The 24801-nt window shown below is 72.8% G+C and carries 18 protein-coding genes; 5 read left to right on the top strand and 13 right to left on the bottom strand.

Going from position 1 to position 24801, the window contains the following annotated elements; genetic code table 11:
* Positions 1-71: 71 nt before the first annotated feature.
* The 5 genes from QEZ54_RS16835 to QEZ54_RS16815 form a co-directional block, all read right to left on the bottom strand.
* Entirely contained in the window at positions 72-1985 is a 1914-nt protein-coding gene (locus QEZ54_RS16835) for a carbohydrate binding domain-containing protein (protein ID WP_281305559.1), read from the bottom strand.
* 164 nt (positions 1986-2149) lie between these two features.
* The gene (locus QEZ54_RS16830; protein ID WP_281305558.1) at positions 2150-2659 is read right to left on the bottom strand and encodes a DUF664 domain-containing protein; all 510 of its coding nucleotides are present in this window, start codon (positions 2657-2659) and stop codon (positions 2150-2152) included.
* A gap of 44 nt (positions 2660-2703) precedes the next feature.
* Positions 2704-3408 (bottom strand): hypothetical protein, encoded by a 705-nt coding sequence (locus tag QEZ54_RS16825; RefSeq protein ID WP_281305557.1) that lies wholly within the window; start codon positions 3406-3408, stop codon positions 2704-2706.
* A 295-nt stretch (positions 3409-3703) separates the two neighbouring features.
* Complete coding sequence (locus QEZ54_RS16820; RefSeq protein WP_281305556.1) at positions 3704-4219, bottom strand: hypothetical protein; 516 nt, start codon at positions 4217-4219, stop codon at positions 3704-3706.
* A 192-nt stretch (positions 4220-4411) separates the two neighbouring features.
* Positions 4412-5422, bottom strand: a complete 1011-nt coding sequence (locus QEZ54_RS16815; RefSeq protein ID WP_281305555.1) for a hypothetical protein — start codon at positions 5420-5422, stop codon at positions 4412-4414.
* 306 nt (positions 5423-5728) lie between these two features.
* Here QEZ54_RS16815 and QEZ54_RS16810 point away from each other — a divergent pair, with 306 nt between their 5' ends.
* Both QEZ54_RS16810 and QEZ54_RS16805 read left to right on the top strand, forming a co-directional pair.
* Positions 5729-6193: a hypothetical protein gene (locus tag QEZ54_RS16810; RefSeq protein WP_281305554.1), complete on the top strand. Its 465-nt coding sequence runs from the start codon at positions 5729-5731 to the stop codon at positions 6191-6193.
* 223 nt (positions 6194-6416) lie between these two features.
* Positions 6417-8462, top strand: a complete 2046-nt coding sequence (locus tag QEZ54_RS16805) for a diguanylate cyclase (protein WP_281305553.1) — start codon at positions 6417-6419, stop codon at positions 8460-8462.
* Between the two features lie 188 nt (positions 8463-8650).
* Here QEZ54_RS16805 and QEZ54_RS16800 read toward each other — a convergent pair whose 3' ends face one another.
* From QEZ54_RS16800 to QEZ54_RS16785, 4 genes are all read right to left on the bottom strand, one after another.
* Positions 8651-10222: a pectate lyase gene (locus QEZ54_RS16800; RefSeq protein ID WP_281305552.1), complete on the bottom strand. Its 1572-nt coding sequence runs from the start codon at positions 10220-10222 to the stop codon at positions 8651-8653.
* Between the two features lie 551 nt (positions 10223-10773).
* On the bottom strand, positions 10774-11964 hold the full coding sequence (locus QEZ54_RS16795; RefSeq protein WP_281305551.1) for an MFS transporter: 1191 nt from the start codon (positions 11962-11964) through the stop codon (positions 10774-10776).
* Positions 11965-12058: 94 nt separating this feature from the next.
* Entirely contained in the window at positions 12059-12901 is an 843-nt protein-coding gene (locus QEZ54_RS16790; RefSeq protein ID WP_281305550.1) for a hypothetical protein, read from the bottom strand.
* A 188-nt stretch (positions 12902-13089) separates the two neighbouring features.
* Positions 13090-14295, bottom strand: a complete 1206-nt coding sequence (locus tag QEZ54_RS16785) for an RNA-guided endonuclease TnpB family protein (RefSeq protein ID WP_281305549.1) — start codon at positions 14293-14295, stop codon at positions 13090-13092.
* Between the two features lie 155 nt (positions 14296-14450).
* On the opposite strand from QEZ54_RS16785, the gene QEZ54_RS16780 reads away from it, so the two are divergent.
* A complete protein-coding gene (locus QEZ54_RS16780) occupies positions 14451-15332 on the top strand; it encodes an oxidoreductase (protein WP_281305548.1) in 882 nt (293 codons plus the stop codon).
* A gap of 41 nt (positions 15333-15373) precedes the next feature.
* Positions 15374-15547, top strand: a complete 174-nt coding sequence (locus tag QEZ54_RS16775) for a hypothetical protein (protein WP_281305547.1) — start codon at positions 15374-15376, stop codon at positions 15545-15547.
* A 13-nt stretch (positions 15548-15560) separates the two neighbouring features.
* On the opposite strand, the gene QEZ54_RS16770 is transcribed toward QEZ54_RS16775, so the two are convergent.
* The 4 genes from QEZ54_RS16770 to QEZ54_RS16755 form a co-directional block, all read right to left on the bottom strand.
* On the bottom strand, positions 15561-16226 hold the full coding sequence (locus tag QEZ54_RS16770) for a spermidine synthase (RefSeq protein ID WP_281305546.1): 666 nt from the start codon (positions 16224-16226) through the stop codon (positions 15561-15563).
* An 89-nt stretch (positions 16227-16315) separates the two neighbouring features.
* Entirely contained in the window at positions 16316-17941 is a 1626-nt protein-coding gene (locus QEZ54_RS16765) for a family 10 glycosylhydrolase (RefSeq protein WP_281305545.1), read from the bottom strand.
* A gap of 332 nt (positions 17942-18273) precedes the next feature.
* Positions 18274-19080 (bottom strand): MOSC N-terminal beta barrel domain-containing protein, encoded by an 807-nt coding sequence (locus QEZ54_RS16760; RefSeq protein WP_281305544.1) that lies wholly within the window; start codon positions 19078-19080, stop codon positions 18274-18276.
* Between the two features lie 95 nt (positions 19081-19175).
* Positions 19176-19586 (bottom strand): DUF1232 domain-containing protein, encoded by a 411-nt coding sequence (locus QEZ54_RS16755; RefSeq protein WP_281305679.1) that lies wholly within the window; start codon positions 19584-19586, stop codon positions 19176-19178.
* Between the two features lie 396 nt (positions 19587-19982).
* On the opposite strand from QEZ54_RS16755, the gene QEZ54_RS16750 reads away from it, so the two are divergent.
* Positions 19983-24800 carry a non-ribosomal peptide synthetase gene (locus tag QEZ54_RS16750; protein ID WP_281305543.1) on the top strand — a complete coding sequence of 1606 codons (4818 nt, stop codon included), beginning with the start codon at positions 19983-19985 and terminating at the stop codon, positions 24798-24800.
* Position 24801: the final 1 nt, after the last annotated feature.

Raw genomic sequence — 24801 nt, 5'->3', positions numbered from 1 at the left:
CGGGTCGGGGCGAGACAGGGAAGGGCCGCCCCGCGTGCCGGGGCGGCCCTTCCCATTACGCACAGCTGGAATCAGCCGGTGAAGCCGGCCGTGATGGCGGTGAAGGCCCAGTCGGACTGGGCGATGCCCGAGCACGACTCCTGCAGACCGCCGCCCGCGCAGCCACGGTCGCGGTTGACCGACCAGAAGGCCAGGCGCGCGATGTGGTTGGTGTTGGCCCAGTTGCGGATGCTGGTCCACTGCGCGGTGGTGGTGATCTCCGACTGGTCGGAGTACCCGTTCATGCCCGAGATGCCGACGTGGGCGTACGCCTGCGCGTCGGTCCAGCCGAACGCCGTCTTCAGCGCGTTCTTCAGGCCGGTCGCGGCGCTGATGGTGCTCGCGGCCATGTCCGCGCCACCGCCGAAGTCGAACGGCATGATCGTGAACACGTCGACGTTGGCGCCGGTGGCGGCCGCCTGGTTGATCAGGCGGGTGCCCCAGTAGGACGGGCCGGTGGTCGTGGTGCCGAAGGTGAGGATCGTCTTGATGCCGGGGTTGTTCTGCTTGACGATCTTCAGGGCGCCCAGGATCCGGTCCTGCACGACCTCGCTCTCGAACTCGTCGGTGTTCTCGATGTCGACGTCGAGGTACTTCAGGTTGTACGCGTTGATGACCTGCTGGTAGGCACCGGCCAGGGCCGAGGCCGAGGAGCAGTTCGGGCCGAGCTTGTTGCCCTGCCAGCCGCCGAAGGAGATCTCGACGTCACCGCCGTTGGCGCGGATCGTGTTGATGGTGGCCTGGTCCACGCCGCCGGTCAGCGGACGCGAGCTGTCCCACATCGGCACGCAGCCGCCGCCGGAGAGCATGAACGCCATCGTGAACTGCTTGACGCCGGTCGCGCTCATGACGGTGGCGATGTTGGGCGGGCTGCCCCAGCCGTTGTAGTAGTACGGCGCGGCCATCGCGGTGCCGGTCGGGCAGCCGGTGGTGGTGCCGGCGGCCGAGGCCGACTTCGCCGACTCGCCCGAGCCGTTGTACGCGGCCACGGTGTAGGTGTGGCTGCCGCAGGCGGCCAGGCCGCTGATCGTCGCCGTGGTGCCGGTGACGGTCGCGCGGACCGTGGTGCCCTCGTACACGCGGTAGCCGGTCACGGTGCCGGTGGAGGCGTTCCACGCCAGCGAGATGCTCGACGCGGTGGTGCCGGTGACCCGGAAGTTGCCGGGCACGGACGGAACGCCGCTGGTGCAGCCGGTGGTGGTCGCCGAGGCGGCGCCGGACTTGGCCGACTCGCCCGAGCCGTTGTACGCCGCCACGGTGTAGCTGTGGCTGGTGCACGTGCCCAGGCTGCTGATCGTGGCCGAGGTGCCGGTCACGGTCGCGACGACGGTGCTGCCCTCGTACACCCGGTAGCCGGTGACCGTGCCGCTCGCGGCGGCCCAGGACAGGGCGATCGAGGTGTTGGTGACGGTGCCGACAGACGGGGTGCCGGGGGTGCCGGGCACACCGGTGCCGCCGGGGCCGTCCACCGACACGTCGTCGACGTTGTACGCGGCCAGGCCGTACCAGCCGTTGACGTACACCTCGAGCGAGGTCTGCGAGGCGCCGGTGGTGTAGCTGACCGACAGCTGCACCCAGTTCGACGCCGCGTTCGGGTTCCACGTGGAGGTGCCGCCGGTGATGCCGAGGTAGACGTAGCCGCCGCCGCCGCGTACCCACGCGGTCGCGGTGTAGGTGGTGCTGGGCTGCACCGATACCGTCTGCTTGCACTGGGCGTTGTCGGACGCGCTGGGCGCGGCCTGCAGCGCCTTGGTTCCGGAGTGGACCGGCGTGGACACGACAGAGCCGAGGCCGGCGCTGCAGGTCCACGGCGACAGGGAGCCGGACTCGAAGCCGGGGTTGCTGAGCAGGTTCGCCGCCGAGGCGGGGCTGGCCGTCATGACGACCGCGGCGGCGACGGTCGCCGCGGCCGAGGCCACCGCGACGAGCTTGTGCCGGAAACGCATTGTCGACCTTCCTTTGGGGGGAACGAGACATCGACGAACGGGACAGGGGCGTTTCCGTGAACATACAAGAAAGACAGTTAACAGTAAAGAAGCTTGCCTATAGCGAAGTGGCGTGGCCCACAGGTTGGCGGGCTCACGCCAGATCGGACAAATGCTCGCGGGCGCTACGCCGGGCGGTCGGCCGCGGCCAGCTCGGCGACGATGTCGAGGTGCCCGGCGTGGCGGGCGTACTCCTGCAGCAGGTGCAGCAGGACGCGCTCCAGCGTCGGCGGCTCGGCGTTCTCCCAGCGCGGGCCGGGCGGCCCCACCTGGGCAAGGTCGGCGGCCAGGATGACCTCGCGGGTGTGCTCGCCCTGCGCGCGCAGCGCGGCGACGACCTCCGCCACCGACTCGTCCGGGTCGACATGCCAGCGCTCGTCACGCCAGTCGCCCCAGGGGTCCTCGAAGGTACGGCCCTCGAAGCCCCACTCGATCCAGCGCAGCTCCACCCAGCGCAGGTGCTTCAGCAGCTCCAACGGGGTCCAGCCGGAGGCCAGACGGCTGCGCCGCAGCTCGTCGGGCGGCAACTGGGCAGCCTTGGCGAGTACGGTCGCACGGAAGTAGTCGAGATAGGCCGCGAGCACCGCGTTGCGGGACTCCATCGGCTGGGTGGGGCTGGGCGGCGAGGTCGTCACCCGCCGAGTATCAAGGCCGCGCCGACCGCTGCTGCCGCGGGTCGTCAAGGCAGCCGCCGCCAACCCTCGTACAGCACGTCGACGCGCCGCAGCGCCTGCCGCAGGGCGTCATCGGGCGGCAGCGCCTGCACCGCCGCCACCGCCGCCAGCTCACCCGCAGCCACGGCCAACTGCACGAACGCACCCGGCGTATACACCCCGTCGCGGACGTTCTCACCGACCGCAATGAGGTCCAGGTGGAGCTCCTCCTCATCGTCGGGCAGCAGCCGCTGGCCCTCGCTGATGATCTGCGACAGCGCGTCGACCTCGCCGCGACGCCGATCAAGCCACGGCTGACGCGGATCCGCGCCGGGCATCATCGCCGCGAGCAGCTGCTGCGCCGGCTCCAACGGCACCCGCTGCTCCTGCTGAGCGGTCCCGCCGCGGATCAGCTCACGCTTGCGCTTGATGCGGCTGGCCACGCCCTGACTGCTGCCGATGCCGAACACCTCGCCGACCGCAGCCCTCGACACCCCGAACTGCTCGCTGCGCGCCAGCAGCCAGTCCTCGTGCTCCTCGCACAACCACCACAGCCACACCCGCAGCTTCAACCCGTCGACGACGTCGGCCTCGCGCACCCACTGCGGCATCCCAGCCGAGTATTTTCGCAGATAGGACAGAACTTCCAGCGGGTCCTGAGTCAGCGCTTCCCGGTGCGGGTCGTCGACGTCGTCGCGCCGCCGCACGATCGCATGGATCGCATCAGCCATCTCCTCAGCAGATATCCGCGGTGGCGCCGTCACGTTCACTAAAATAGTGAACGCCCAAGACCGGGGCGATACCCACGTCCGGTCATGGCCGGCCCCCCGAACGTACGATCATGGTCACGGTGAAACCGCTGGCCACTGCCGGCTCCAGACCGCTGGGGACAGATCGTCGACCGGCCCGCCCACTCGCCGCTGACACTCGCCTTGCCAGACCACGCACACCTGACCTCGGCGACCGCGGCGGTGGCGGATTGCACCAGGCGGAATCGGCATGTTCGGAACCGAGCCGCTGCCGCCGTCAGTGAGCCGGCTCAGCCCGTGCTGGGGCCTGCTGCGACCCGGCCGCACTGAACGCGAGCAGGCAGATGCCGGCCAGCACTCCGGTCCACGCCGAAGCCGCATCGTCGACGGTCAGCGCCAGAACGCCTCCGGCGACCGCCAGGCCGATCATGGTCCAGCCCAGGCGGGCGAACACGGGCGCGTGGAAGGCCCCGGCGAACGGCAGGAAGTGCGCGCCCACCAGCAGCACCACCCACGGCAGGGTCAGCACGGGCTGGTGCAGGACGTTGTTGATGACGTTGGCCCCGACGAAGATGCCGAGCACCATCGCGGTGACCGAGGTGCCGTAGATCCGGATCGCCCGCCGCGACGGCGCTTCGGCCGGGCCTCGCGCACCTGAGGGCCGGATCACCGCGAACCACACCACGGCGACGAAGCCCAGCACACCGACGATCCGCACCACCGTGTCCACCGGTGCGGACAGCTGCCCGGCGTTGATCAGAATGAAGACAAGGCCGCCGATGGAACCGATCATCGCTCCGACACGTTCTCCGCGCATCACGACATCCAATCATGATCACAGAGCGTGCCGGGATTCGGTACGAACCGGATGGCCGGCACCCGGCGAGCGGAATCGCGGTCCGGGAGATCGCCTGAACCGGTAGTCGCGCGGGACGCGGCGGACGGAGGTGGCCGACGTCCCTGGCAGGGGCGCCGGCCACCGTGGTCAGTGCGTCCAGAGCACGGCGTGGTACTCGCCGGTGGTGGTGCTGAGGTTGCCCTGGCCGACGGCCTGCCCGTACTTGTTGACCGCGTACGCCCGCGACTGCGCCCCCGGGACCAGGCCCGGCAGCAGGTGCGGGGTCCCCGTCGGCGACCAGAACACGGCGCGGACCCCGGCCGCGTCCTGCCGCCACCCGACGACGTGGCGTGCCTCGTTGATGTCGGTTGTCCCGGCGGACAGGGTGCCGGCGGGCGTGAACAGCGGCTCGTTCATGTCGCTGGCGCGCCACACGAACGGCACGTAGTAGGGGGCTCCCGTGACGGCGGCGACGTCGCCGCCGTCGTTGACCGCGGTGCCCTCGGCGCCGGTGAGCCCGTAGAGGCGCACCGCACCCGCTTTCCACGTCGCGGGCTGGTCCTCGGCGGTGCCGGAGACCATGCCGTAGCGGTTGATCCCCGACGGGACGAACGGCAGACCGGATGTGGTGGTGATCTCGGCCAGCACGCCGTTGGCCCAGCGGAAGCCGTGCAGCTGTGCGTCGTCGACGTAGTAGCCGACGACCACGCCGGAGTCGTTGACGTCGACGGCGACGCTGTCGGCGCCCAGCGAACCGAGATCGGTCATGCCCTGGCCGGGACGCCACAGGAACGCGTGCGTGGTGACCCCGTCGGCGAGCATGCTGTACCCGACGATCCAGCCGTTGTTGTTGACCGCCTGCGCGGAGGCGCTCGGGCCGCCCAGCGTGCCGAGGTCGGTCATGGTGCCGCTGCGCCACCGGAACGCCCGCTCCGGCGGGTTCTCGCCGGTGCCGACCTGGCTCGCCCCGACCACGATGCCCTGGTCGTTGATGTCTGATGCGATGCTGCAGCAGGTGCCGGTGAGCGTGCCGAGGTCGACGGCGTGCAGGCCGCCGCTCGCCGCCCCGCCGCTCGCCGCCGCAGGGGCGGGCAGCATCGACACGGACAGCACGGTTGCGGCCGCCGCCGCGGACAGGGTCCGCCGGAGTGTCCTCACAGGCGCTCGCTTTCATGGTTGATGGATGATCACGCCGGGTGACGGCGTGTACTCCACAGTCCCCCGCGAGGTACCTGTCACGCAGTCAGGATGCCGACCGCCGGTGTCTGTTGCGGACTCGTGAAAGAACTGTTAAGAAACCCTCCATCCTCTGAACGGGCAAGCCATACGATCGCCCCCGTCTCGGTGACCGACGGCGGGTCCGGACGCTTCGACCCCTCTGATCAGACGGCATGGGCCCATCCGACCCACGGCCCCGGCGGCGACCTCATCGACCGCCATCGACAGCGTGGGTACGCTGGCGCCATGTCTGAACCCCCGGGAATGCCGCAGGCCACCCGGCCGCAGGCGGCCCGCCTGGTCGCGGCCTGGTTGTGCGCGGTCGGCGCGGCCGCGACGGCGGCGGTGCTCATGCTGCTGATCACCTCGGGCGACGTGTTCGGCCGGAACGACATGGCGCTGAGCGGCGCGGGCCTGGTCACGGCCGTTCTGCTGGTGGTCTTCACCCTGGCCGTCGCCGCGCTGCTCGCCTACGCCGCCCATGCCGCCTGGCGCCACGGCCACCGGCTCCCCGCCGGGTTCCTCGGCGGCTTCGCACTGGTCATCGCCGTGATCGCGCTGGTGGCCGAGTTCACCGAGTCAGCGGGCGGCGAGACCAGCGCGCTGGTCACCTGGAGCGCCGTCAGCTGCTGGGCACTGGCGCTGCTGGTCTCGGCCTCGATCCCCGCCCGCAGCACGCCGCCGTCGGCCGACCCGGCTGACCGGGGGTAGGGGCCGGGGCCCGGGTCCTCAGGCACCACCGGAGCCCGCTCGCGTTATCGCACGCACGCGGCGACGATCCGCCGCCGCTCTGGTCCCCGCGGTTCGTTCTCGGACCGGGGCTCGGCGCGCGAGACTTGGTACGGACGTGCAGTGGGCAGGGCCGGAGGTCGCCACGAGGCTGAGGGAGAGGATCGGGCCGACCCGGTTGAAGGGAGCCGCTCCCGACCGGGTCGTGCTGACGACTGTGCTCCTCGGCATCGCCTGGCTGGTGTTCTACGCCTCGCTGGTGTTCTTCACCCAGGATTCGCGATCCGCGTCCCTTTTCGTCGGCAACGTCGTGTATCTCGTACCCATCGGCGCCGCCGCCGCCCTGAGCTTCTACGCCGCCCGCCGCACCAGCCACCGGGTCCACACCGCCTGGACCCTGCTGGCGTGCTCGAACCTGCTGTGGTTCGCCGGCGAGTCCACCTGGGCCTACTACGCCTACCGGAAATCCGGCCAGGTGCCGGTCCCGTCGCCGGCCGACATCGGCTACTTCATCTCGTACCTGCTGGCGGTGCCGGCCATCGTGGTCGGGCTGGGGGCGGGTCTGCTGCGGCAGACCCGCCGGATGATCGACGCGCTGCTGGTGGCGGCGGGCGGGGCCGCGCTCGGCTGGCAGCTGCTGCTGGGGCCGCTGATGCCGCAGAGCTGGGACGCCTCGGCGATCACCGCGTTCATCTACCCGGTGCTGTCGGTGACCCTGGTCAGCGTGCTGGCGGCGGTGGTGCTGAGCGGCCCGCAGCGGGCGCCCCGGTCCATGGTGATCGCCGGGGCGGCTTTCGGGATCGCGGCGCTGACCGACGCGTCGTACGCGTACCTGACCTTGGCGCACGAGTACAAGTCGGCGGGCTGGTTGAACATGGGCTGGCAGGCCGAGGCGGTGCTGCTGTGCATAGCCGCCGTGGTCGCCGGCCGCTCGGCGGAGTCCGACGAGCGGCCCACGGTCGAGCCGGACCTGTCGTTCGTGCCGGTGATGGTGGCCGTGGTGACCGTCTGCGGGGTCGCCCTGGCCGATCTGATCGTGGTCGGCGAGCTGTCCCGGGTGACCCTGGGCGTGACGCTGCTGGTGCTGGTGGGGCTGCTGGTGCGGCAGGTCGGGGCGTCGCGGGAGCGCTCGCGGGTGGCCGAGCGGCTGCGCAGCGAGGCGGTCACCGACTCGCTGACCGACCTGTACAACCGGCGGTACTTCGAGGAGATGCTGGTGGTGGAGGCCGACTCGGCGCAGCGGCACGGCACCCCGTTGAGCGTGATCCTGCTCGACCTGGACCACTTCAAGGAGGTCAACGACACGTACGGGCATGCCACGGGGGACGCGGTGCTGGCCGAGGTGGCGCGGTTGCTGCGGCGGTCGGTCCGCGGCGGTGACCTGATCTGCCGGTATGGCGGCGAGGAGTTCGCCTGCCTGCTGCCGGGCACCGACGGGCAGGCCGCGGTCGACCTGGCCGAACGGATCCGGGCCGGGCTCTGCCGGACACCGGTGACGGTACGGGGCAGCTCCGCCCGGATCCTGCTGACCGCGTCGTTCGGGGTGGCCGCCGCCGAGGCGGGGCCGGTCGAGGTGGCGAAGCTGGTCGAGGCGGCGGATCAGGCGCTGTACCGGGCGAAGGCGCTGGGGCGGGACCGGGTCGTGGGTTCGGGGCTGGCGCCCACGAGGCCTGATCCGGTGGCGGAGCTGCCACCGGGGCTGGTATGGCTGGCCGACCGGATCGACGCGGCGGCGGGCGAGCCCGCGCACGGGGCGACGGTGGCGGCGTGGGCGATCCGTACGGCCGTACGGCTGGGGCTGGACGCGGCGACGCAGCGCCGCACGGCCGCCGCGGCCCGGCTGCACGACGTCGGCAAGGTCGCCTCCCCGGCGGTCGCGCCCTCGGCGCAGGAGGTGCGCCGCCACCCGCAGGAGGGCGCCCGCCTGCTGGTCGAGCTGGCGGACCGGCCGGATCTCGCGCCGCTGGTCGCGGCCCACCACGAGAACTTCGACGGTACGGGCTTCCCGCTCGGCCTGGCCGGCACGGACATCCCGGTCGGCGCGCGGATCATCGCCGTGTGCGACGCCTGGGCGATCCTGTGCGCGGGCCGGCCGCCCGCCGCCGCGCTGAGCGAGTCCGAGGCCAGGAGCGAGCTGGCCCGGGGCCGGGGTACGCGGTTCGACCCGGCGGTCGTGGACGCGCTGCTCGGCCTGGTCGATGAGGCTGCCGAACCGGGTGCGGGCCTCAGCCAGGCGGGCCCGAGCCGGTGAGCACGCGCGGTCGGTACCGGGACAGGACTCCGGAGCTGGTGAAGACGGTGTTGCGGCTGATCCCGCCGGCGGTGACGGTGCGGACCCGGATGCTGTGCGGCCGGAGGCATACCACCGGCCGGCGTGCTGGCTCATCGGTCACCGCGCCGCGGCCGGTGAGGGCCGCGGCGCGGTGCGGGCTGTGCTGATCAGCTGGCGTACGTCTCGTACTCGGCGACCTTGGGGGTGCCGCTCGCGCTGGTGATCTCGAAGGTGATCTTCTTCAGCGAGGTCGCGGTGAAGCTGACGACACCCGCCCGGTTACCGGTGGCCAGGACGGCACCGGTGTCGGCGTTGATGACCCGCCAGTTGCCGATGAGGCCCACCGCGCCCGAGGCCTCACGGATGTTGATCTTTGCTACCCGGGTGGCCGTGCTCCACTTGATCGAGATGGATCCGGTGGTGCCGGCCGGCGACCAGTAGGTGGTCATGCTGCCGTCGCGGACGTTGCCGTAGCTGGTGCCGCTGGCCTTGCTGGAGCCGTCGGAGTCCCCGCTGAGGCTCAGGTTCGTGCCGCTGGGCTGGCTCGGGGTCGGCGACGGCGAGCTGGTCGGCGAGGTGCTGGCACTCGGGCGCGGCGACGGGCTGCTGCTCGGTCCGGCCGTCGGCGAGGTCGGAACGCAGCTGCCGTTGGAGACCTGCAGCCCCTTGTTCGCACCGGCGGTGGCGGCGACAACGCTGGGCACGCAGCTGGCCGGGTCGAGGGTGTAGGCGTACGGGATGCTGACGGTGGTGTTGGAGACCGGGTTCGGCCCGGCCGGGTTGTGGTCGCTGTCGTGCGCCGACCAGGTCACGTTGTCGAAGATGTTGCCGCTGACCTGCCAGTACCCGGCCGCGTCGGTGTAGAACGTGCCCAGCACGTCGATGGAGTTCTTGAAGTAGTTGTTGTCGACCTTCGCCTTTGCCCCGGCCCGGGAGTTGATGCCGGACTCGTTCAGGCTGACGTAGTAGTTGTTGTAGATGTGGGCGATGCCCCCGCGCAGCAGCGGCGTACGCGAGTCGATGTTCTGGTACAGGTTGTGGTGGAACGTGATGAACCCGTTGCCGGTGTCGGTCTCACTGGAGCCGATGAGGCCGCCGCGGCCGGAGTTGGTCAGGGTGCTGTAGGACAGCGTCACGTACCTGGTGTCGTCCTTCATGTCGAACAGGCCGTCGTAGCCCTCGGCCTCGCCGCCCGACGCCTGGAGGTTGACGTGGTCGACCCAGACGTTGCGGACGGTGCTCTCCATGCCGATGGCGTCGCCGCCGTTGGACAGGGGCGAGCCGGACTTCTTGACGTTCCGGACCGTCACGTTCTGGATGATGATGTTGTTCGAGTCACGGATGTGGATGCCCAGCTGGTCGAAGATCGCGCCGCCGCCGACCCCGATGATCGTGACGTTGCTGATCTCCTTGAGCTCGATCTTGTCGGCGGCCGTGTTGCAGCTGGACCCGGACACCTTGGTGGTGTTGCCGTGGTTGATGGTCCCCTCGACCTGGATGATGATCGGGGTGCTGCTGCTGGCCCGGGTGCACAGCGCGGTGTGGATCGCGGTGCCGGAGGTCGCCCGCACGGTCGCGCCGCCCGCGCCGCCGGTGGTACCGCCGTTCTGGGTCGCGAAGCCGGTGACGCCACCGGTCGCGGCCGAGGCCTGCGGCACGGACAGGGCCACGCCGACCGCGGCGGCGACCGTCGTGGTGGCCACGGTCGCGGCCAGTCGCCATAGGACTTTTCGGTTCATGCTGGTCTCGCCTTCGGGTTCGGTTGCTGCCGTCGTCAGGGGTCGCCGAGCAGGCGGTCGGGACCCTGACCGGTCGCCCGGTGCGGCCACCCACCACCTCTGGCGTGGATGCTGTGCTCGATCTGAATCGGGTCGGTCGTCGCGGCGCGGTCCGGCGGCCGATGCCGCCGGCAGTCGCGTCCAGCTCGAACCGCTGGAGCCGTGGGGCCGCCGGGCGCACCGGAGCTGCCCGGTCAGGCGCGATCGGACTGCCCGCGCCCGTGCGCGCCCCGGTGGTACGCAGCGGGTCGCCCGGTCCCGCCGCCGCTTGGAAAGCGCATTCCAACCACTACGGTGCAGCGCGAGCCAACCGAAGTCAATGAATGACCGTTTGCAGGATTGTTGCAGCGCCGTGACCCGGCCCCCTGCCGCCGCCGCCGCCGCTGCTGCCGCGGCGGCGGCCGACCGTGGCTGCAGTTTCGGGGAAACTGCCGGAATCGCGCCCAAGATTCGCGCACTTTCCCCGAAACTGCAGCAAGCCCCCGGGACGCGGCCCGGCGCGGGGGTGTGGGTCAGCCTGCGGCTGGGGATGGCGCGGGGGTCGCTGGGCGGGGGCGTAGGGCGCCTGCGGAGGCCGCGACGAACAGGGCCAGGACCGCCGGGACGGACAGCGCGGCGGGCAGGCCGGTCACCTCGGCCGCCGCTCCGATCACGAGCGGGCCGACCACGAAGCCGAGGAAGCCGAGGCTGGCCACGCGGGCGATCGCCTGCCCGGCCCGGGCCGGGTCCTGGCTGCCCGCCGCCGAGAACACCTGCGGCGCGATGCACGCCAGACCGGCGCCCAGGCACCCGAATCCGGCCACCGCCGCGACCGGATGCCCGGCCAGCAGCGCCGCGCCGAGCCCGGCGGCGGCCAGCAGGCCGCTGGCGCGCACCAGCCGGACCGGGCCGAGGGTCCGGGTCAGGCGGTCGCCGACGAGCCGCCCGGCCATCATCATGATCGAGAAGGCGGCGTACGCGGCGGCGGCGAAGCCCGGGGTGCTGCCGAGGCTGTCCCGCAGGTAGACGGTGCTCCAGTCGGCGGCGGCGCCCTCCCCCACCAGGCAGCAGAAGACGAGCACGCCGAGCAGCGTCACGCCCGGCAGCGGGGCCGCGCGGCGGTCGGCCGGCGGCTGGGCCTCCGGCGCGTCCGGGGCGAGCCCCCAGCGGGCGGTCGGGACGGCGGTGACCACGACCAGGCCGGTGACGGCGGCGAAGGTGGCGGCCGCGCCCAGTCCCGCGTACGCGCACAGGCCGCCGACGGCCGCGCCGAGGAACCCGCCGACGCTGTACACGGCGTGGAACGACGACATGATGGGCGCCTGCCAGGCCCGCTGGGTCCGCACCGCCGCCGCGTTCATGGTGATGTTCAGCAGCCCGTGGGCGGTGCCGAAGGCGAGCAGGCACCCGACGAGGACGGCCAGGTTCCCGGCGAGGGCGGGTGCGACCAGCAGCAGTCCGTCGGCGAGCACGACCGGCAGCAGCAGGCGGGCGCTGCCGAGGCGGTCGACGAGGCGTCCGGCGGCCTGCATGCCGAGGATGGCCCCGGCGGCGAAGGCGAGCAGGCCGAGGCTGAGCTGCCCGTCGGTGAGCCCGAGGTGCTGCTTGATCGCGGGGATGCGGGCGGTCCAGGTGCCGAGGATGGTGCCGTACAGGGCGAACTGGAGGCTGACCGCGATCCGGGCGCGCCGCAGCGACCGGTGGTCGGCGGGCGCCGCGGGCATGATCACCGTCCACTGTGTCGGGGGCGGTCCGACGCTACCAGCGGTGTCGGACATCCGCTGCCCGCGTGTTCCGGGCAGCGGATGTCCGATCAGATCAGTCGGCCTTGCCGGCGGTGATCGCGTTGCCGCCGCCGAGCTTGCCGCCGTCGACGGTGAACGTCCAGTTGCCCGAGCCCAGCGGCAGGCCGGTCACCTCGACGGTCCACTTGCTGCCGGACTGGACGGCGTTGACCTGCGTGCCGGTGGGCGGGGTCTTGCCGAGGAACGCACCCGCGACGGCGGAGTTGGAGTAGCGGGTCATCCGCTGCTTGTTGCCGTCCTGCCAGGCTGCCATGAAGTCGGTGACGTACTGGTTGGCGGCGCTGGCGTACTGGGTGCGGTTGAGGAACACGTCGGTGGTGGCGGTCGGGTGGCCGAGCTGCGTGTTCATCATCGTCAGCCGGGCGTCGTCGCCGTGGGCGTTGCGGTAGTCGCAGGCGGTCTGGCCGTCGCCGACGGCTTCGCAGGCGAGGTTGGTCCACTGGCTGTCGGGCTTGCCGTGGCCCATGAACTGGGCGACCGCCGCCTGGTTGGCGTACAGGTCGAGTCTGGACTTGCTGCCGCTGGCGAAGGCGGCCAGGGTGGCCAGGCCGTAGTCCTTGGCCGAGGTCGGGAACGACGGCGGCTTGTCGCCACCGGACGTCGGCTGCGGCGCCGGGCTGGCCGACGCCGGGGTGCTCGGCGCGGTGCTCGCGCTGGGCGCGGTGCTGACCTCGGTGCTCGCGGTGGCGCCGGTCTGCGGGTCGTCCTTCTTTCCGCCGCAGGCGGCCGTGCCGAGCAGGGCCAGCGTGAGGACCCCGGCCAGCGTCAGCACGGCGGAGGCCCGAGGAGCCTGGTGGCGGGTACGCGTCCGGGCGGCGTCGCGCGGATCCGCGTGGAGCGGCGGTGAGGGGGTCATGGCCGACACGGTAAGTTGATCGAGCGACTCTGCCCAGCTCAAGTCGGAGATCCGACGGTGGGTGCGGCCGATCGGCGCCCGCCGTGGAAGCGGAAAGCCGTCAGACCTCTTGACGCCGTACGGCCGTGGTCCAAAGATCACCGCGTCGTCACCTCGCGCGAGTGGAGTCACTTGACATCCTCCCTGCCCTAGCGGACGGGGATTCCCTTGGTCGCCCTCGGGTGTTCCTGTTTCGCCGACGACTGCCCCGTCCGAGAGGATTCTCGTTGAGGTCTTACATCGTCTCCGCAGGCTGTCACCGCCAGTCCGGCGGCCAGGATGTTGCGTGCTGCGTTGACGTCACGGTCGTGGACGCTGCCGCAGCGGCACGTCCACGTCCGTACGCCCAGCGGCATCCGCTGCGCGAGTGCGCCGCAGGTCGAGCACAGCCGGGTCGAGGGGAACCAGCGGTCCACGACGACCAGGGTGCGGCCGTGCCAGGCCGTCTTGTACTCCAGCATGGTGCGCAGCTGCCGCCAGGCCGCGTCCGAGATCGCGCGGGCCAGGCGGTGGTTCTTGACCATGTTGCGCACGGCGAGGTCCTCGATCACGATCGTTTGAGTCTCACGAACGAGCCGAGTCGTCAGTTTGTGCAGGTGGTCATGTCTGCGGTCGGTGATGCGGGCGTGGACGCGGGCGAGTTTGATCCGGGCTTTGGCCCGGTTGGCCGAGCCCTTCTGCTTACGGGCCAGGTTCCTCTGCGCGCAGGCGAGCCGCTTGCGGTCGGCGCGTTCGTGCCGGGGGTTGGTGATCTTCTCGCCGGTGGACAGGGTGAGCAGGCTGTCCAGGCCGGCGTCGATCCCGACCGCGCCGCAGGCGGGGGTCGGGGCGATGACGTCGTCGCAGAGCAGGGACACGAACCAGCGTCCGGCCGCATCGCACGACACGGTCACCGTCGAGGGCGTACAGCCCTGCGGCAGCGGCCGCGACCACACGACATCGAGAGGTTCGGTCATCTTGGCCAGGGTCAGCGTGCCGTCGCGCCAACGGAACGCGCTGGCGGTGTACTCCGCCGACCGGCGCGAACGCTTCCTGGACTTGAACCTCGGATACTTGGCGCGTCTGGCCCAGAAGTTGGTGAACGCGGTCTGCAGGTGCCGCAGCGCCTGCTGCAGCGGCACGGACGAGACCTCGTTGAGAAACGCCAGTTCGTCGGTCTTCTTCCACACGGTGAGCAGGGCCGAGGTCGCGTTGTAGTTGATCCGTTCCCGGCGCAGGGTCCACGCCTCGGTCCGGGCGGCCAAGGCCAGGTTGTAGACCAGCCGGACGCACCCGAACGTCCGCGACAACTGCGCGGCCTGCGCCTCGGTCGGGTAGAAGCGGAACTTGAACGCCCGCTTCACCGCCCCGGTCACACCGAACATCCTAACAGGACAGACGGCCGACCTCAGGTCGAGGTGCGGGCGGACACCGGTCCGCCCTGGCCGCGGACCGGCTCTGCCTGTCCTGCTCCACAGGGGCTCCGTTTCCTCCCCGGCCTGAACGCCGGAGTATCCACGGAAGGAATCTGATGAACCGGGTCGCCATCGTGACCGGAGCCTCCGCCGGGATCGGCGCGGCGGCCGCGCGGTCGCTGCACGAGCACGACTTCACCGTGTACGCGGTGGCCCGCCGGCTGGACCGGATGGCGCCGCTGGCGGCGCTGGGCGTGCGTACGGCCGCCGTCGACGTGACCGACGACGCCGCCGTGATCGCGCTGGTGGACCGGGTCGTGCTGGAGTGCGGGCGGGTCGACGTCCTGGTGAACAACGCCGGTTACGGCTCGTTCGGCGCGCTGGAGGACGTGCCGCTGGTCGAGGCGCGGCGGCAGTTCGAGGTGAACGTGTTCGGCGCGGCGCGGCTGTGCCAGCTGGTCCTGCCCCAGATGCGGGTGCGGGGCGGCGGCCGGATCATCAACGTCTCCTCCGTCGGGGCACGGCTGTACCAGCCGCTGGGCGGCTGGTACCACTCGACCAAGTACGCGCTGGAGGGGCTGAGCGACTGCCTGCGGGTGGAGGTCGCGCCGCTGGGCGTCGACGTGGTGCTGATCCAGCCCGGTGGGATCGCGACCGAGTTCCCGCAGGTGGCGGGCGAGCTGTTGCTGGCCGTCTCGGGTGGGGGCGCCTACGCCGGACCCGCCCGGCGGTACGCGGCGGCGCTGTCGGCCGAGCCGGACCACATCTCGCCGCCCGAAGTGGTCGCCACGGCGATCCTCAGGGCCGCGACCGTCCGGCGGCCGCGTACCCGCTACGCGGTCGGGCGCGGCGCGAAGGCGGCGGTGTTCGCCCGCTGGCTGCTGCCGGACCGGCTGTTCGACCGGGTGGTGGTGGCGCTGTTCGCGGCCCTCGGCCGGATCGCCGAGCGCCGCCTGCGGTCGGCGGCGCGGACCGGGGCGGCCGAGCCGGGCGCCTGAGCCCTCGAACGGCTGTTTGACGGCGGTGCCGCCGCGGGTACATGGCTGGCATCGAACCGCTGGAGGCGAAGATGACCGACCCGATGGATCCCGTACAGCCGCCGGTGCCCATGCCGGAGCCGCCGCAGCCGCCGGTCCCGCCGGTGCCCGCGCCGCCGCAGCCGCCCGCGCCGAGCCCGTCGCCGATCCCGCCGGTGCCGCCGCCGCCCATGTGACGGCGGACCGCGCTCAGCGCGGCTCCGTCCCGCGCGGCCAGGCCAGGTAGACGATGTCGGGCTCGCCGCGCGGGACCGGCACGCGCAGGGTCCGGACCGGGCCGACGGCGGCGTCGAGGCGCCGGGCGAAGGCGGGCGACTCGCCCGCGCTCCACACGGCGAGGACCCCGGCCGGGGTGAGGTGCCGGCGGAGCAGTTCGAGGCCGTCGTCGGTGTACAGGGCGGCGTTGCCGTCGAACACGGTCCAGTCGGGGCCGTTGTCGATGTCCAGGCAGATGGCGTCGAAGGTCTCGGCGCTGGTGCGCAGCCACGCGGTCAGGTCGGCGGTGACGACCCGTACCCGGGGATCGTCCATGGCCCCGGCGCTGAACCGGGCGAGCGGCCCGCGGTGCCACGCGACCAGCGTCGGTTCGATCTCGGCCACCGTGATGTGGGCGGGCCGGGCCGAGGCGGCCGCCTCGGCGAGGGAGAAGCCGACGCCGAGGCCGCCGATGAGCAGCCTGGCGCCGTCCGGGGCGGTGTCCAGCGCGGCCCGCACCAGCAGGCGCTCGGACTGCCCGGCCCGGGTATCCATGAGGAACACGCCGTTGCTGATCACCTCGTAGTGTCCGTCGCTCTCCCGGAGCACCAGCTCTCCGCGCGAGGTGACGGCTCGGTCGACGGTGGTAGCACTCTCCATGTCCAGCAAGCTACCCGCGTTGCCCGGATATGTCGCGTTCAAAGCGTGCCGGGCACGCCCGCAGGCTGCGGGCGTGCCCGGTTTCCGGGTCAGGGGACCAGGCGCGGCGGGCTGGCCGGGCTCTCGTTCCAGAGCCGGTCGACCGAGGTGACGTAGTAGGTGTAACGCTGCCCGGGGACCGCGGTGGTGTCGGTGAACGACGTGCCGCGGGTGGTGGTGACCAGGTGGCTGGCGTCGGCGAGGTCGCAGGCGCCCAGGCGCGGCTGGAACCCGTCGAAGCGGTAGACCGCGTAGGAGGCGGCCTTGCCGAACGGGCCGAGGTCGTCGGCGATCGGCCGCCAGGCCAGGTCGATGCCGCCGGCCTGGCGCACGGCCGAGGTGACGACCGGGAACATCAGCGGCTCGGCGGGCAGGTGCGACATCGCGGGTACGAGCGCCGGCCTGCTGTACTGCTCGGCGGCGACGATGTCGGTGGCGCCGAGCCGGTTGGCCTTGACGTCCTTGGCGGAGAAGTGCACGCTCCCGGCGACGTTGTAGTCCCGGTTGAACGTGATGTGCTTGCTCATCTCGTACGGGTCGAACCACGCGGCGGGCTGCCCGGCCAGGTTGATCTTGTAGTCGGCCTGCCCGATGTAGAGCTGCGTGTCGGTGCCGGTGACGACGTCGGACCACCACGGCACCAGCTTGGCGTAGTCGGCCACGGCGAAGCCCATGCTCCAGTAGACCTGCGGCACGATGTAGTCCAGCCAGCCCTCCTTGACCCACTTGCGGGTGTCGGCGAAGTTGGCGTCGTAGGACTGGGTGCCGTTGGTCTCCGAGCCCAGCGGGTCGCTGGCCTTGTTGCGCCAGATGCCGAACGGGCTCACCCCGAACTTCACCCACGGCTTGCTGGCCTTGATGCGGCCGCTCAGCTCCTGGATGAGCACGTCGATGTTGTGGCGGCGCCAGTCGGCCTTGCTCGCGAAGTCCGCGCCGTACTCGGCGAAGGTGGCCGCGTCGGGGAAGTCCTGGCCGGCGGCCGGGTACGGGTAGAAGTAGTCGTCGAAGTGGACGCCGTCGATGTCGTACCTGTCGACCGCGTCCATGATGGCGTCCTGCACGAACGCCCGTACCGCCGGGATGCCGGGGTTGTAGTAGAGGCGGCTGCCCGCCGCGTTGACCGGGTAGGCCAGCGCCCACTCGGGGTGCTGGCGCACCGGGTGGTTGGGCGCGAGCAGGTTCGGGTCGGCCCCGGCGCCCTGCGGCATGGACACCCGGTACGGATTGAACCAGGCGTGGAACTCCAGGTTGCGCGCGTGCGCCTCGGACACCAGGAACGCCAGCGGGTCCCAGCCGGGGCCGTTGCCGTCGCGGGCGCCGGTCAGCCACTCCGACCACGGCTCGTACGGCGACGGCCAGAACGCGTCGGCGGTCGGGCGGACCTGCACGATGACGGCGTTGTGGTTGAGCCGCTGCGCCAGGTCGAGCCAGGCCCGGTACTCGGCCTTGAGCGTCTCCTCATTGCGGCCCGGCGCGCCCGGCCAGTCGATGTTGACGACGCTGGCGATCCACATCGCCCGGAACTGGCGCTTGGGCAGCGCCGGGTTGACCACGCAGTCTGCGGCGCCCTGCGCGGACGCTCCTTCGGCGACCGGGTCGGCCTGCGCGCCTCCAGGCAGCAGCAGCGCCCCGAGCAGCGCCGTGGTCACCGCCGCAGCGGTGATTCTCCTCCGCATGAGATTTCCTCCACAAGAGTGGTTCAGTGCAAAGGAAAATTTCACCATCCGGCCAAGAACGCAAGTCTTTCGATCACCCGGATCCGAATCCACGTCGGCGATCCGGACGGCGAACCGTCCACTTCGGCGCATTAGCGACACAGCCGACGCCGCCGCCAAGACGTTCTCCGCGCGGCCTCACACCTCATATGGTGTACGCACAACCGGTGCGGTGTGAGCCGCGGACGAGCACCCCTTCCCGATCGCGGCCACCGGTCAGGCGAGGGTCACCCGGCGGACAGCCGCTGGCCGACACCGATTCCCGATCGCGCGCGGCCACCGGTCAGACGAGGTCAACCGGCAGACAGCCGCTGGCCGACACCGATTCGGCCGGGGACCACCACGTCGGCGTACACGCCGAAGCAGGCGGCGCGGCCGATCCCCGGCAGCTCGGCCCGGTGGTGCCTGGCCAGGGCGGCCAGCAGCGCGCGGTCGACGGGGCCGCCGGCGGCGTCGACCGCGGGCACGACGCACCGCGGCGTCGCGAAGCGCACCCGCAGCACCACCTCGCCCGCGCGCAGCTCGGTGCCCGGCTCCGGGTCGGCGGGCGCGTCCAGCACCACGTTCGGCCGGAACCGCAGCGGATCGACGCCGTGGCCGACCTCGGCGGCCAGGCGGGCCAGCGCGCCGGTGGTGACCAGGTGGACCGCGCCGAAGTCGACGAACCGGCCGTCGCTGCCGCCCGCGACCCCGGTGACCAGCTCCTGCCCGGCGTCGGCGGCGAGCCAGTCGGGCACCATGCCCGCCTCGTCCGGCAGCAGGCGGTGCAGCCGGGCGTCGGCGGGCAGCTCCCGGCTCAGCCGCACCGGCCGACCCAGGCACTCGCTCAGGGCCCGGTCGGCCCCGGCCGTCCCGGCGAGGTGGTCCTGCCCGGCGACGCGCACGACGGTCCGGCCGTCGGCGGCGACGGCGGCCCGGACCGCGAGCATGCCCGACCAGCGGCGCGGGTGCTTGAGGCTGACCACGGTCCCGTCGGCCTGGTCCAGGCAGGCCCACCGCCGGTCGGCGCGCAGGCCGCCGGGTTCGACCTCGCCCTCGGCGAGCGATTCGCCCCAGGCGCTCTTCACCGGGTAGCGGTGGATCGCGGTGATCACACCCATGGACGGTCCGCCCGTGCACGCATCTGGTCAGCTCCCCAGGTCCACTGCCGCGTTCCGGCCCATCATGCCGGAAGCCGCACGCCGGCAGGTGGCGGCTACGGCTCAGGGGGCAGCTCGCGAGGGGCGCCGAGCAGGCGCTCCATCAGGCGGGGGTCGCCGGGCCAGGCGGCCAGGAGCACGTCGCGGGGCACCTGGCGGCCGGCGTAGCGCAGCGCCAGGGCGACCACGATGATGTCGTCGAGCGGGCCGATGACCGGCAGGAACTCCGGGATCAGGTCGATCGGGCTGGCGACCCAGATCCCGGCCGCGATGATGGCGATCTTGGCGCGGCGCGGGACGCGCGGGTCTTTGCGCAGGCGGCGCACGGTCGTGACGCAGTCCGGGATGAACGCGGCCAGGTCCCGGGCGATGCCCGGGGGCAGCAGGCGGGCCGCGAGGATCAGCAGGGCCCAGGACAGCAGCAGCAGGGCGAACCCGACCCCGAGCCCCACCAGCCACTGCCTCATCGCCACCGCCCAACGATAGATCATCCGCGGTCCGGTCGCGGACGCCGTAGCAGAGCTGTAGTACGCCTGTAGCGGGTCGTGATCGGATGGCGCGATCTCCAGCGGTGGGCCTGTTCCGATGCCGGACGTCGGCGCACCCACCGGTAACGCACCCCCGGCGCGCGGGCCGAACGTCTTGCCAGTTCAGACAGGCATATTCGTACGTTTGTGCGAAACGGTCCAGGTAGACATGCGGGCATTCTCCATTGGCCGTTCGTCCTATCCGGAGCAGACGCGAAAGATGTTCGGACGACTGGCGGAACGCAGGTACGCTTCGCCACTGTCAGATGCGCATGCGCCGATGCGTGCCTCCTACCGGAGGGCGGTCAGGCATGCCGTGAGCTGGGGAGATTCTGCATGACGGAACGGATCCACGTCGCATTCGAACAACAGGTCCGGCGTGGACCGGACCGGGTGGCGGTGATAGCCGGGAGGGTGCGCACGTCGTACGGCGAACTCGACGCCCACGCCGACCGCGTGGCCGCCCGGTTGCGCCAGGCCGGCGCCGGACCCGGCGCACTGGTCGGCGTGTGCGTGCCCCGCGACGAGCACCTGCTGCCCGCCCTGCTGGGCGTGCTGAAGAGCGGCGCGGCGTACGTGCCGCTGGATCCGGCCTACCCCGCCGAGCGGCTGGCCTTCATCGCCGCCGACACGGGCATGTCCCTGGTCCTCACCACCCGGGCCGCTCAGCCCGCCGTCGACGGCCTCGGCGCCGCCGCGCTCGTCCTCGACGCCGCGCAGCCCGACACCGCGCAGCCCGACACCCCGACGGCCGACACCGGCACCCCGGCGGACGCCGCGTACGTCATCTACACCTCCGGCTCCACCGGCCGGCCCAAGGGCGTCGTGGTCGAGCACCGGCAGACCATGAACCTGCTGCGCTGGGAGCAGGCGGCGTACCCCGCCGAGGACCTGCGCGGCATGCTGGCCACCGCCTCCGTCTGCTTCGACCCGTCGATCAGCCAGCTGTTCCTGCCGCTGATCGCGGGCGGCACGGTCATCCTGGCCGACAACCTGCTGGCCCTGCCCGCCCTGCCCGCCCGCGACGAGGTCACCACCGTGTACGGCGTACCGTCCGCGCTGGCCGCGCTGCTGCGCCAGCCGCTGCCCCACGGCGTGCGCGCGGTGTTCGCCGGGGGCGAGCCGCTGACCCGGGCGCTGGTCGACCGGATCTACGCCAACCCGGGCGTGGCCCGGGTACGCAACCTCTACGGTCCGACCGAGTGCACCACCACCTGCGCCATCGCCGACGTGCCCCGCGAGGAGGCGGGCGAGCCGTCGCTCGGGCGCGCGGTCGCGGGCGCCGTGCTGACCGTGCGCGACCCCGACGGCCGCCCGGTCCCCGACGGCGAGCTGGGTGAGCTGTGGATCGGCGGCCCGGTGGTGGCCCGCGGCTACCTCGGCCGGGTGTCGACGGCCTTCACGGTCGAGCCCGACGGCGGCCGCGTCTACCGCTCGGGCGACCTCGTCCGCCGCGACGGCGACGTGCTGCGCTTCGCGGGGCGGGCCGACGACCAGGTCAAGGTCCGCGGCTACCGGGTCGAGCCCGGCGAGGTCGAGGCGGTGCTGGTGCGCCACCCGGCGGTACGCCGCGCCTGCGTGCTCGCCCGCACCGACGCCGACGGCGCCGCCTTCCTGGAGGCCCACGTCGAGGCCGACGCCCTCGACGAGCGGGAGCTGCGCGCCTGGCTGGCCGAGCGGGTGCCCGAGCACCTGGTGCCGACCCGGTTCCGGTGCGCCGAGCGGCTGCCGCTCAACCCGAACGGCAAGATCGACAAGGCGGCGCTGCCGGAGGTCGCCGCACGGCGGGACACCACCGTGCCCTACCTCGCCCCGCGCACCCCTGCCGAGGCGGCGGTCGCGGCGCTCGTCGGCGACGTGCTCGGCCTGCCCCCGGTCGGCGTGCTCGACCGCTTCGGCGACCTCGGCGGGCACTCGCTGACCGCGGCACGGCTGTGCGCGCTGGTCGGCCGCGAGTTCGGCACCGCCGTACCGCTGGCCGCGTTCCTCGCCGAACCGACGGCGGCGGCACTGACCGCCCTGGTCGCCGCGGGTGCGGCCGAGCCGTCCCGACCCGGCCTGACCCGGCACGCCGGGACCGGCCGCTACCCGCTGACGCCCACCCAGCGGGAGCTGTGGACGCTGCGGCAGATCAGCGGCGTGCCGCAGGTGACCACGGTGGCGTTCCGGGCCCGGCTGACCGGCCCGGTGACCGCCGACGAGCTGCGCCGGGCGCTGGGCGCGCTGGTGTCGCGGCACGAGGTGCTGCGCAGCCGGGTGGTCGAGCAGGACGGGGAGCCGGTCGCGGTCGTCGGGGCGTACACGGACGTGCCGGTGACCGAGCACGACCTGCGCGACCTGCCCGCCGACCAGCGCGACCACCGCGCCGCCGGGATCGCCGAGGCCGCGGCCCGGCACGCGTTCGACCTGGCCGCGCCAGTGCCCCTGCTGCGGGTCGAGCTGATCCGGCACGGCGCCGGCACGGCCGAGCTGGTCGCGGTCAGCGACCACCTCGCCTGCGACGGCTGGTCGGTGGGGGTGCTGCTCACCGACCTCGCCGCCGAGCTGGGCCGGCCCGGGTCCGCCGAGGCGCCCGGGGTGCAGGTCGGCGACGTCGCGCTGCGGCCGGACACCCGAGCCGGGCAGGCCGCCGAGCAGTGGGGACGGGAGCTGGCCGGGGCCACCCCGCCGAGCGACCTGTTCACCGGCAAGGGCGGGTTCCAGGGCGGGCGGCTGACCCGGCCGCTGCCGCCCGCGCTGGTCGCCGGGCTCACCGAGCTGAGCACGGACTGCGGGACGAGCGCCTTCACCGCGTACCTCACCGGCCTGGGGCTGCTGCTGGCCGGGCTCACCGCGCGCGCCGACGTGCTCGTGGGCGCGGTCGCGGCGCGGCGCGCCGAGCCCGAACTCGACCGGGTCTTCGGACCGCTGGTCGACGTGCTGCCGGTACGGCTGCGGCTGGACGGCTGCGCGAGCCTGCGCGACGCCCTCGGCACCGCCGCCGCGACCACCGCCCGCGCCCTGGACCTGCCGCGACCGTCCACCGACGACCTGTTCCACGCGATCGGCACCCAGTCGCGCGGTGCGATGATCACCCCGGTGGTGCTCTCGGCGCAGCCGTCCGGCATGCCGGTACGCGCCCGCTCCGGCCCGGTCGCCGTCGACCTGCTCGGCGAACTCGGCTGCGGCGCCGCCCAGAACCCGCTGACGGTGTTCGTCAACGAGACCGTCGACGGCGTCGAACTGCAAGTCGAGTACGACCTCGAACTGCTCGACCCCGACGCCGCCGCCGTGTTCGCCGACCGGCTGCTGCTGGTGCTCGCCGGACTGCCCGGCGACCCCGACCGGCCCCTGGCGCGGCTGCCGCTGGTCACCGACGCCGAGCAGGCCGAGCTGCTGCGCGTGGCCGTCGGGCCCGCGCTGGACGCGGCGCCGACCGTCGTGGACGCGATCGCCGCGCACGTCGCCGCGCGCCCCGGGGACACGGCCGCGGTCGGTGCGGCCGGGCAGCTGACGTTCCAGCAGCTGTGGGACCTGTCGACCGAGATCGCCGGGGTGCTGCGCGGCGCGGGCGTCGGCCGGGGCGACGTGGTCGGCGTCTGCCTGCCCCGCGACCACCGGCTGCCCTCGACCCTGCTCGGGGTGTGGCGGGCGGGCGCGGCGTACCTGCCGCTGGAGCCCGAACTGCCCGCCGAGCGGCTGGCCTGGCTGGCCGCCGACGGCGGGGCCAGGGTGGTGCTGTGCCGTACGGCCACCGCCGAGACCGCCGCGACCGTGGCCGGGACCAGGCCGCTCGACCTGGACACCGCCCCCTCGGCCGGACCGGTCGAACTCGACCCGGTCGGCGGCGACGACCTGACGTACCTGCTCTACACCTCCGGCTCGACCGGGACGCCCAAGGGCGTGGCGGTGGCGCAGCGGGGCCTGGCGTCGCTGGCCGCCTCACTCGGCCGCGTGCCGGGCATCGGCCCCGGCGACCGCATGCTCGCGGTCGCCACGCTCAGCTTCGACACCTCCTGCGCCGAGATGTGGTCCAGCCTGTCCTCGGGCGCCTGCGTCGTCGTGGTCGAACGCGACGCCGCCGTGGACGGGCACCGCCTGGCCGAACGCATCCACGCGCACGGGGTCACCGCGATGAACGTGCCGCCCACGATGCTGCGCACGCTGCTGGCGTCGGGCTGGACCGGCAAGGCCGACCTGCGGATCTGGAGCGGCGGCGAGACCCTGGACCCCGCCCTGGCCCGGGACCTGCTGGGCCGGGTGGGCGAGCTGTGGAACGCGTACGGCCCCACCGAGGCGACCGTGCTGTCGGCCGCGTACCGGGTGCTGGACGTCGCCGAGACCGTCCCGATCGGGCACGCCATGCCCGGCGAGCGCCTCTACGTGATGGATCCGCTGGGCCGCCTCGCCCCGCCCGGCGCGGCCGGGGAGCTGTGGATCGGCGGCGCCGGACCCGCGCTGGGCTACCACCGCCGCCCGGAGCTGACCGCCGCCGCGTTCGTGCCCGACCCGCACTCCCCCGGCGGCCGCTGCTACCGCACCGGCGACCTGGTGCGCCTGCGCGCCGACGGTGAGCTGGCCTTCTGCGGCCGCCGCGACCACCAGCTGAAGATCCGGGGCTACCGGGTGGAGCTGGGCGAGATCGAGTCGGTGCTGCGCGACCATCCGCAGGTGGCGCACGCCGTCGTCGTCGCGCACGGCCACGGCGCCGAGGCGCACCTGGTCGGGTACGTGGTCGGCCGGAGCGCGGTCACGGGCGACGAGGCCGCCGCCCACCTGCGGACCCGGCTGCCCGAGTACCTGGTGCCGCACCGCTGGGTGGTGCTCGACGCGTTCCCGGTCATGCCCAGCGGCAAGGTGGACCTGGCCGCGCTGCCGCAGCCCGGGGCCGACCGGCCGCACACCCCGCCGCGGTCGGCAATGGAGCAGCTCGTCGCCGAGGCCTGGGCGCAGACGCTGACGGCCGCGGACATCGGCGCCGACGACAGCTTCTTCGGCCTGGGCGGCCACTCGCTGGCCGCGACCCGGGTCGTCGGCCGGCTGCGCGAGGGGCTCGGCTGCGCGGTGCCGGTGCGGCTGCTGTTCGAACACCCGGTGCTGTCGGACTTCGCCCGGCAGCTCGAAGACCTTGTCATCGCCGAGATCACGGCCGAGTCCGGCCGCCGGGGGGAGTGAC

It is taken from the genome of Catellatospora sp. KI3 (assembly GCF_029948125.1).
GTDB lineage: Bacteria > Actinomycetota > Actinomycetes > Mycobacteriales > Micromonosporaceae > Catellatospora.
This window is presented reverse-complemented; position numbering and strand designations above follow the sequence as displayed.

Excerpts from the sequence above, each read along its gene's own strand:
- QEZ54_RS16835 (WP_281305559.1), bottom strand. The coding sequence starts at position 1,985 with ATGCGTTTCCGGCACAAGCTCGTCGCGGTGGCCTCGGCCGCGGCGACC.
- QEZ54_RS16825 (WP_281305557.1), bottom strand. The coding sequence starts at position 3,408 with ATGGCTGATGCGATCCATGCGATCGTGCGGCGGCGCGACGACGTCGAC.
- QEZ54_RS16820 (WP_281305556.1), bottom strand. The coding sequence starts at position 4,219 with ATGATCGGTTCCATCGGCGGCCTTGTCTTCATTCTGATCAACGCCGGG.
- QEZ54_RS16810 (WP_281305554.1), top strand. The coding sequence starts at position 5,729 with ATGTCTGAACCCCCGGGAATGCCGCAGGCCACCCGGCCGCAGGCGGCC.
- QEZ54_RS16800 (WP_281305552.1), bottom strand. The coding sequence starts at position 10,222 with ATGAACCGAAAAGTCCTATGGCGACTGGCCGCGACCGTGGCCACCACG.
- QEZ54_RS16795 (WP_281305551.1), bottom strand. The coding sequence starts at position 11,964 with ATGCCCGCGGCGCCCGCCGACCACCGGTCGCTGCGGCGCGCCCGGATC.
- QEZ54_RS16790 (WP_281305550.1), bottom strand. The coding sequence starts at position 12,901 with ATGACCCCCTCACCGCCGCTCCACGCGGATCCGCGCGACGCCGCCCGG.
- QEZ54_RS16780 (WP_281305548.1), top strand. The coding sequence starts at position 14,451 with ATGAACCGGGTCGCCATCGTGACCGGAGCCTCCGCCGGGATCGGCGCG.
- QEZ54_RS16775 (WP_281305547.1), top strand. The coding sequence starts at position 15,374 with ATGGCTGGCATCGAACCGCTGGAGGCGAAGATGACCGACCCGATGGAT.
- QEZ54_RS16770 (WP_281305546.1), bottom strand. The coding sequence starts at position 16,226 with ATGGAGAGTGCTACCACCGTCGACCGAGCCGTCACCTCGCGCGGAGAG.
- QEZ54_RS16765 (WP_281305545.1), bottom strand. The coding sequence starts at position 17,941 with ATGCGGAGGAGAATCACCGCTGCGGCGGTGACCACGGCGCTGCTCGGG.
- QEZ54_RS16760 (WP_281305544.1), bottom strand. The coding sequence starts at position 19,080 with ATGGGTGTGATCACCGCGATCCACCGCTACCCGGTGAAGAGCGCCTGG.
- QEZ54_RS16755 (WP_281305679.1), bottom strand. The coding sequence starts at position 19,586 with ATGAGGCAGTGGCTGGTGGGGCTCGGGGTCGGGTTCGCCCTGCTGCTG.
- QEZ54_RS16750 (WP_281305543.1), top strand. The coding sequence starts at position 19,983 with ATGACGGAACGGATCCACGTCGCATTCGAACAACAGGTCCGGCGTGGA.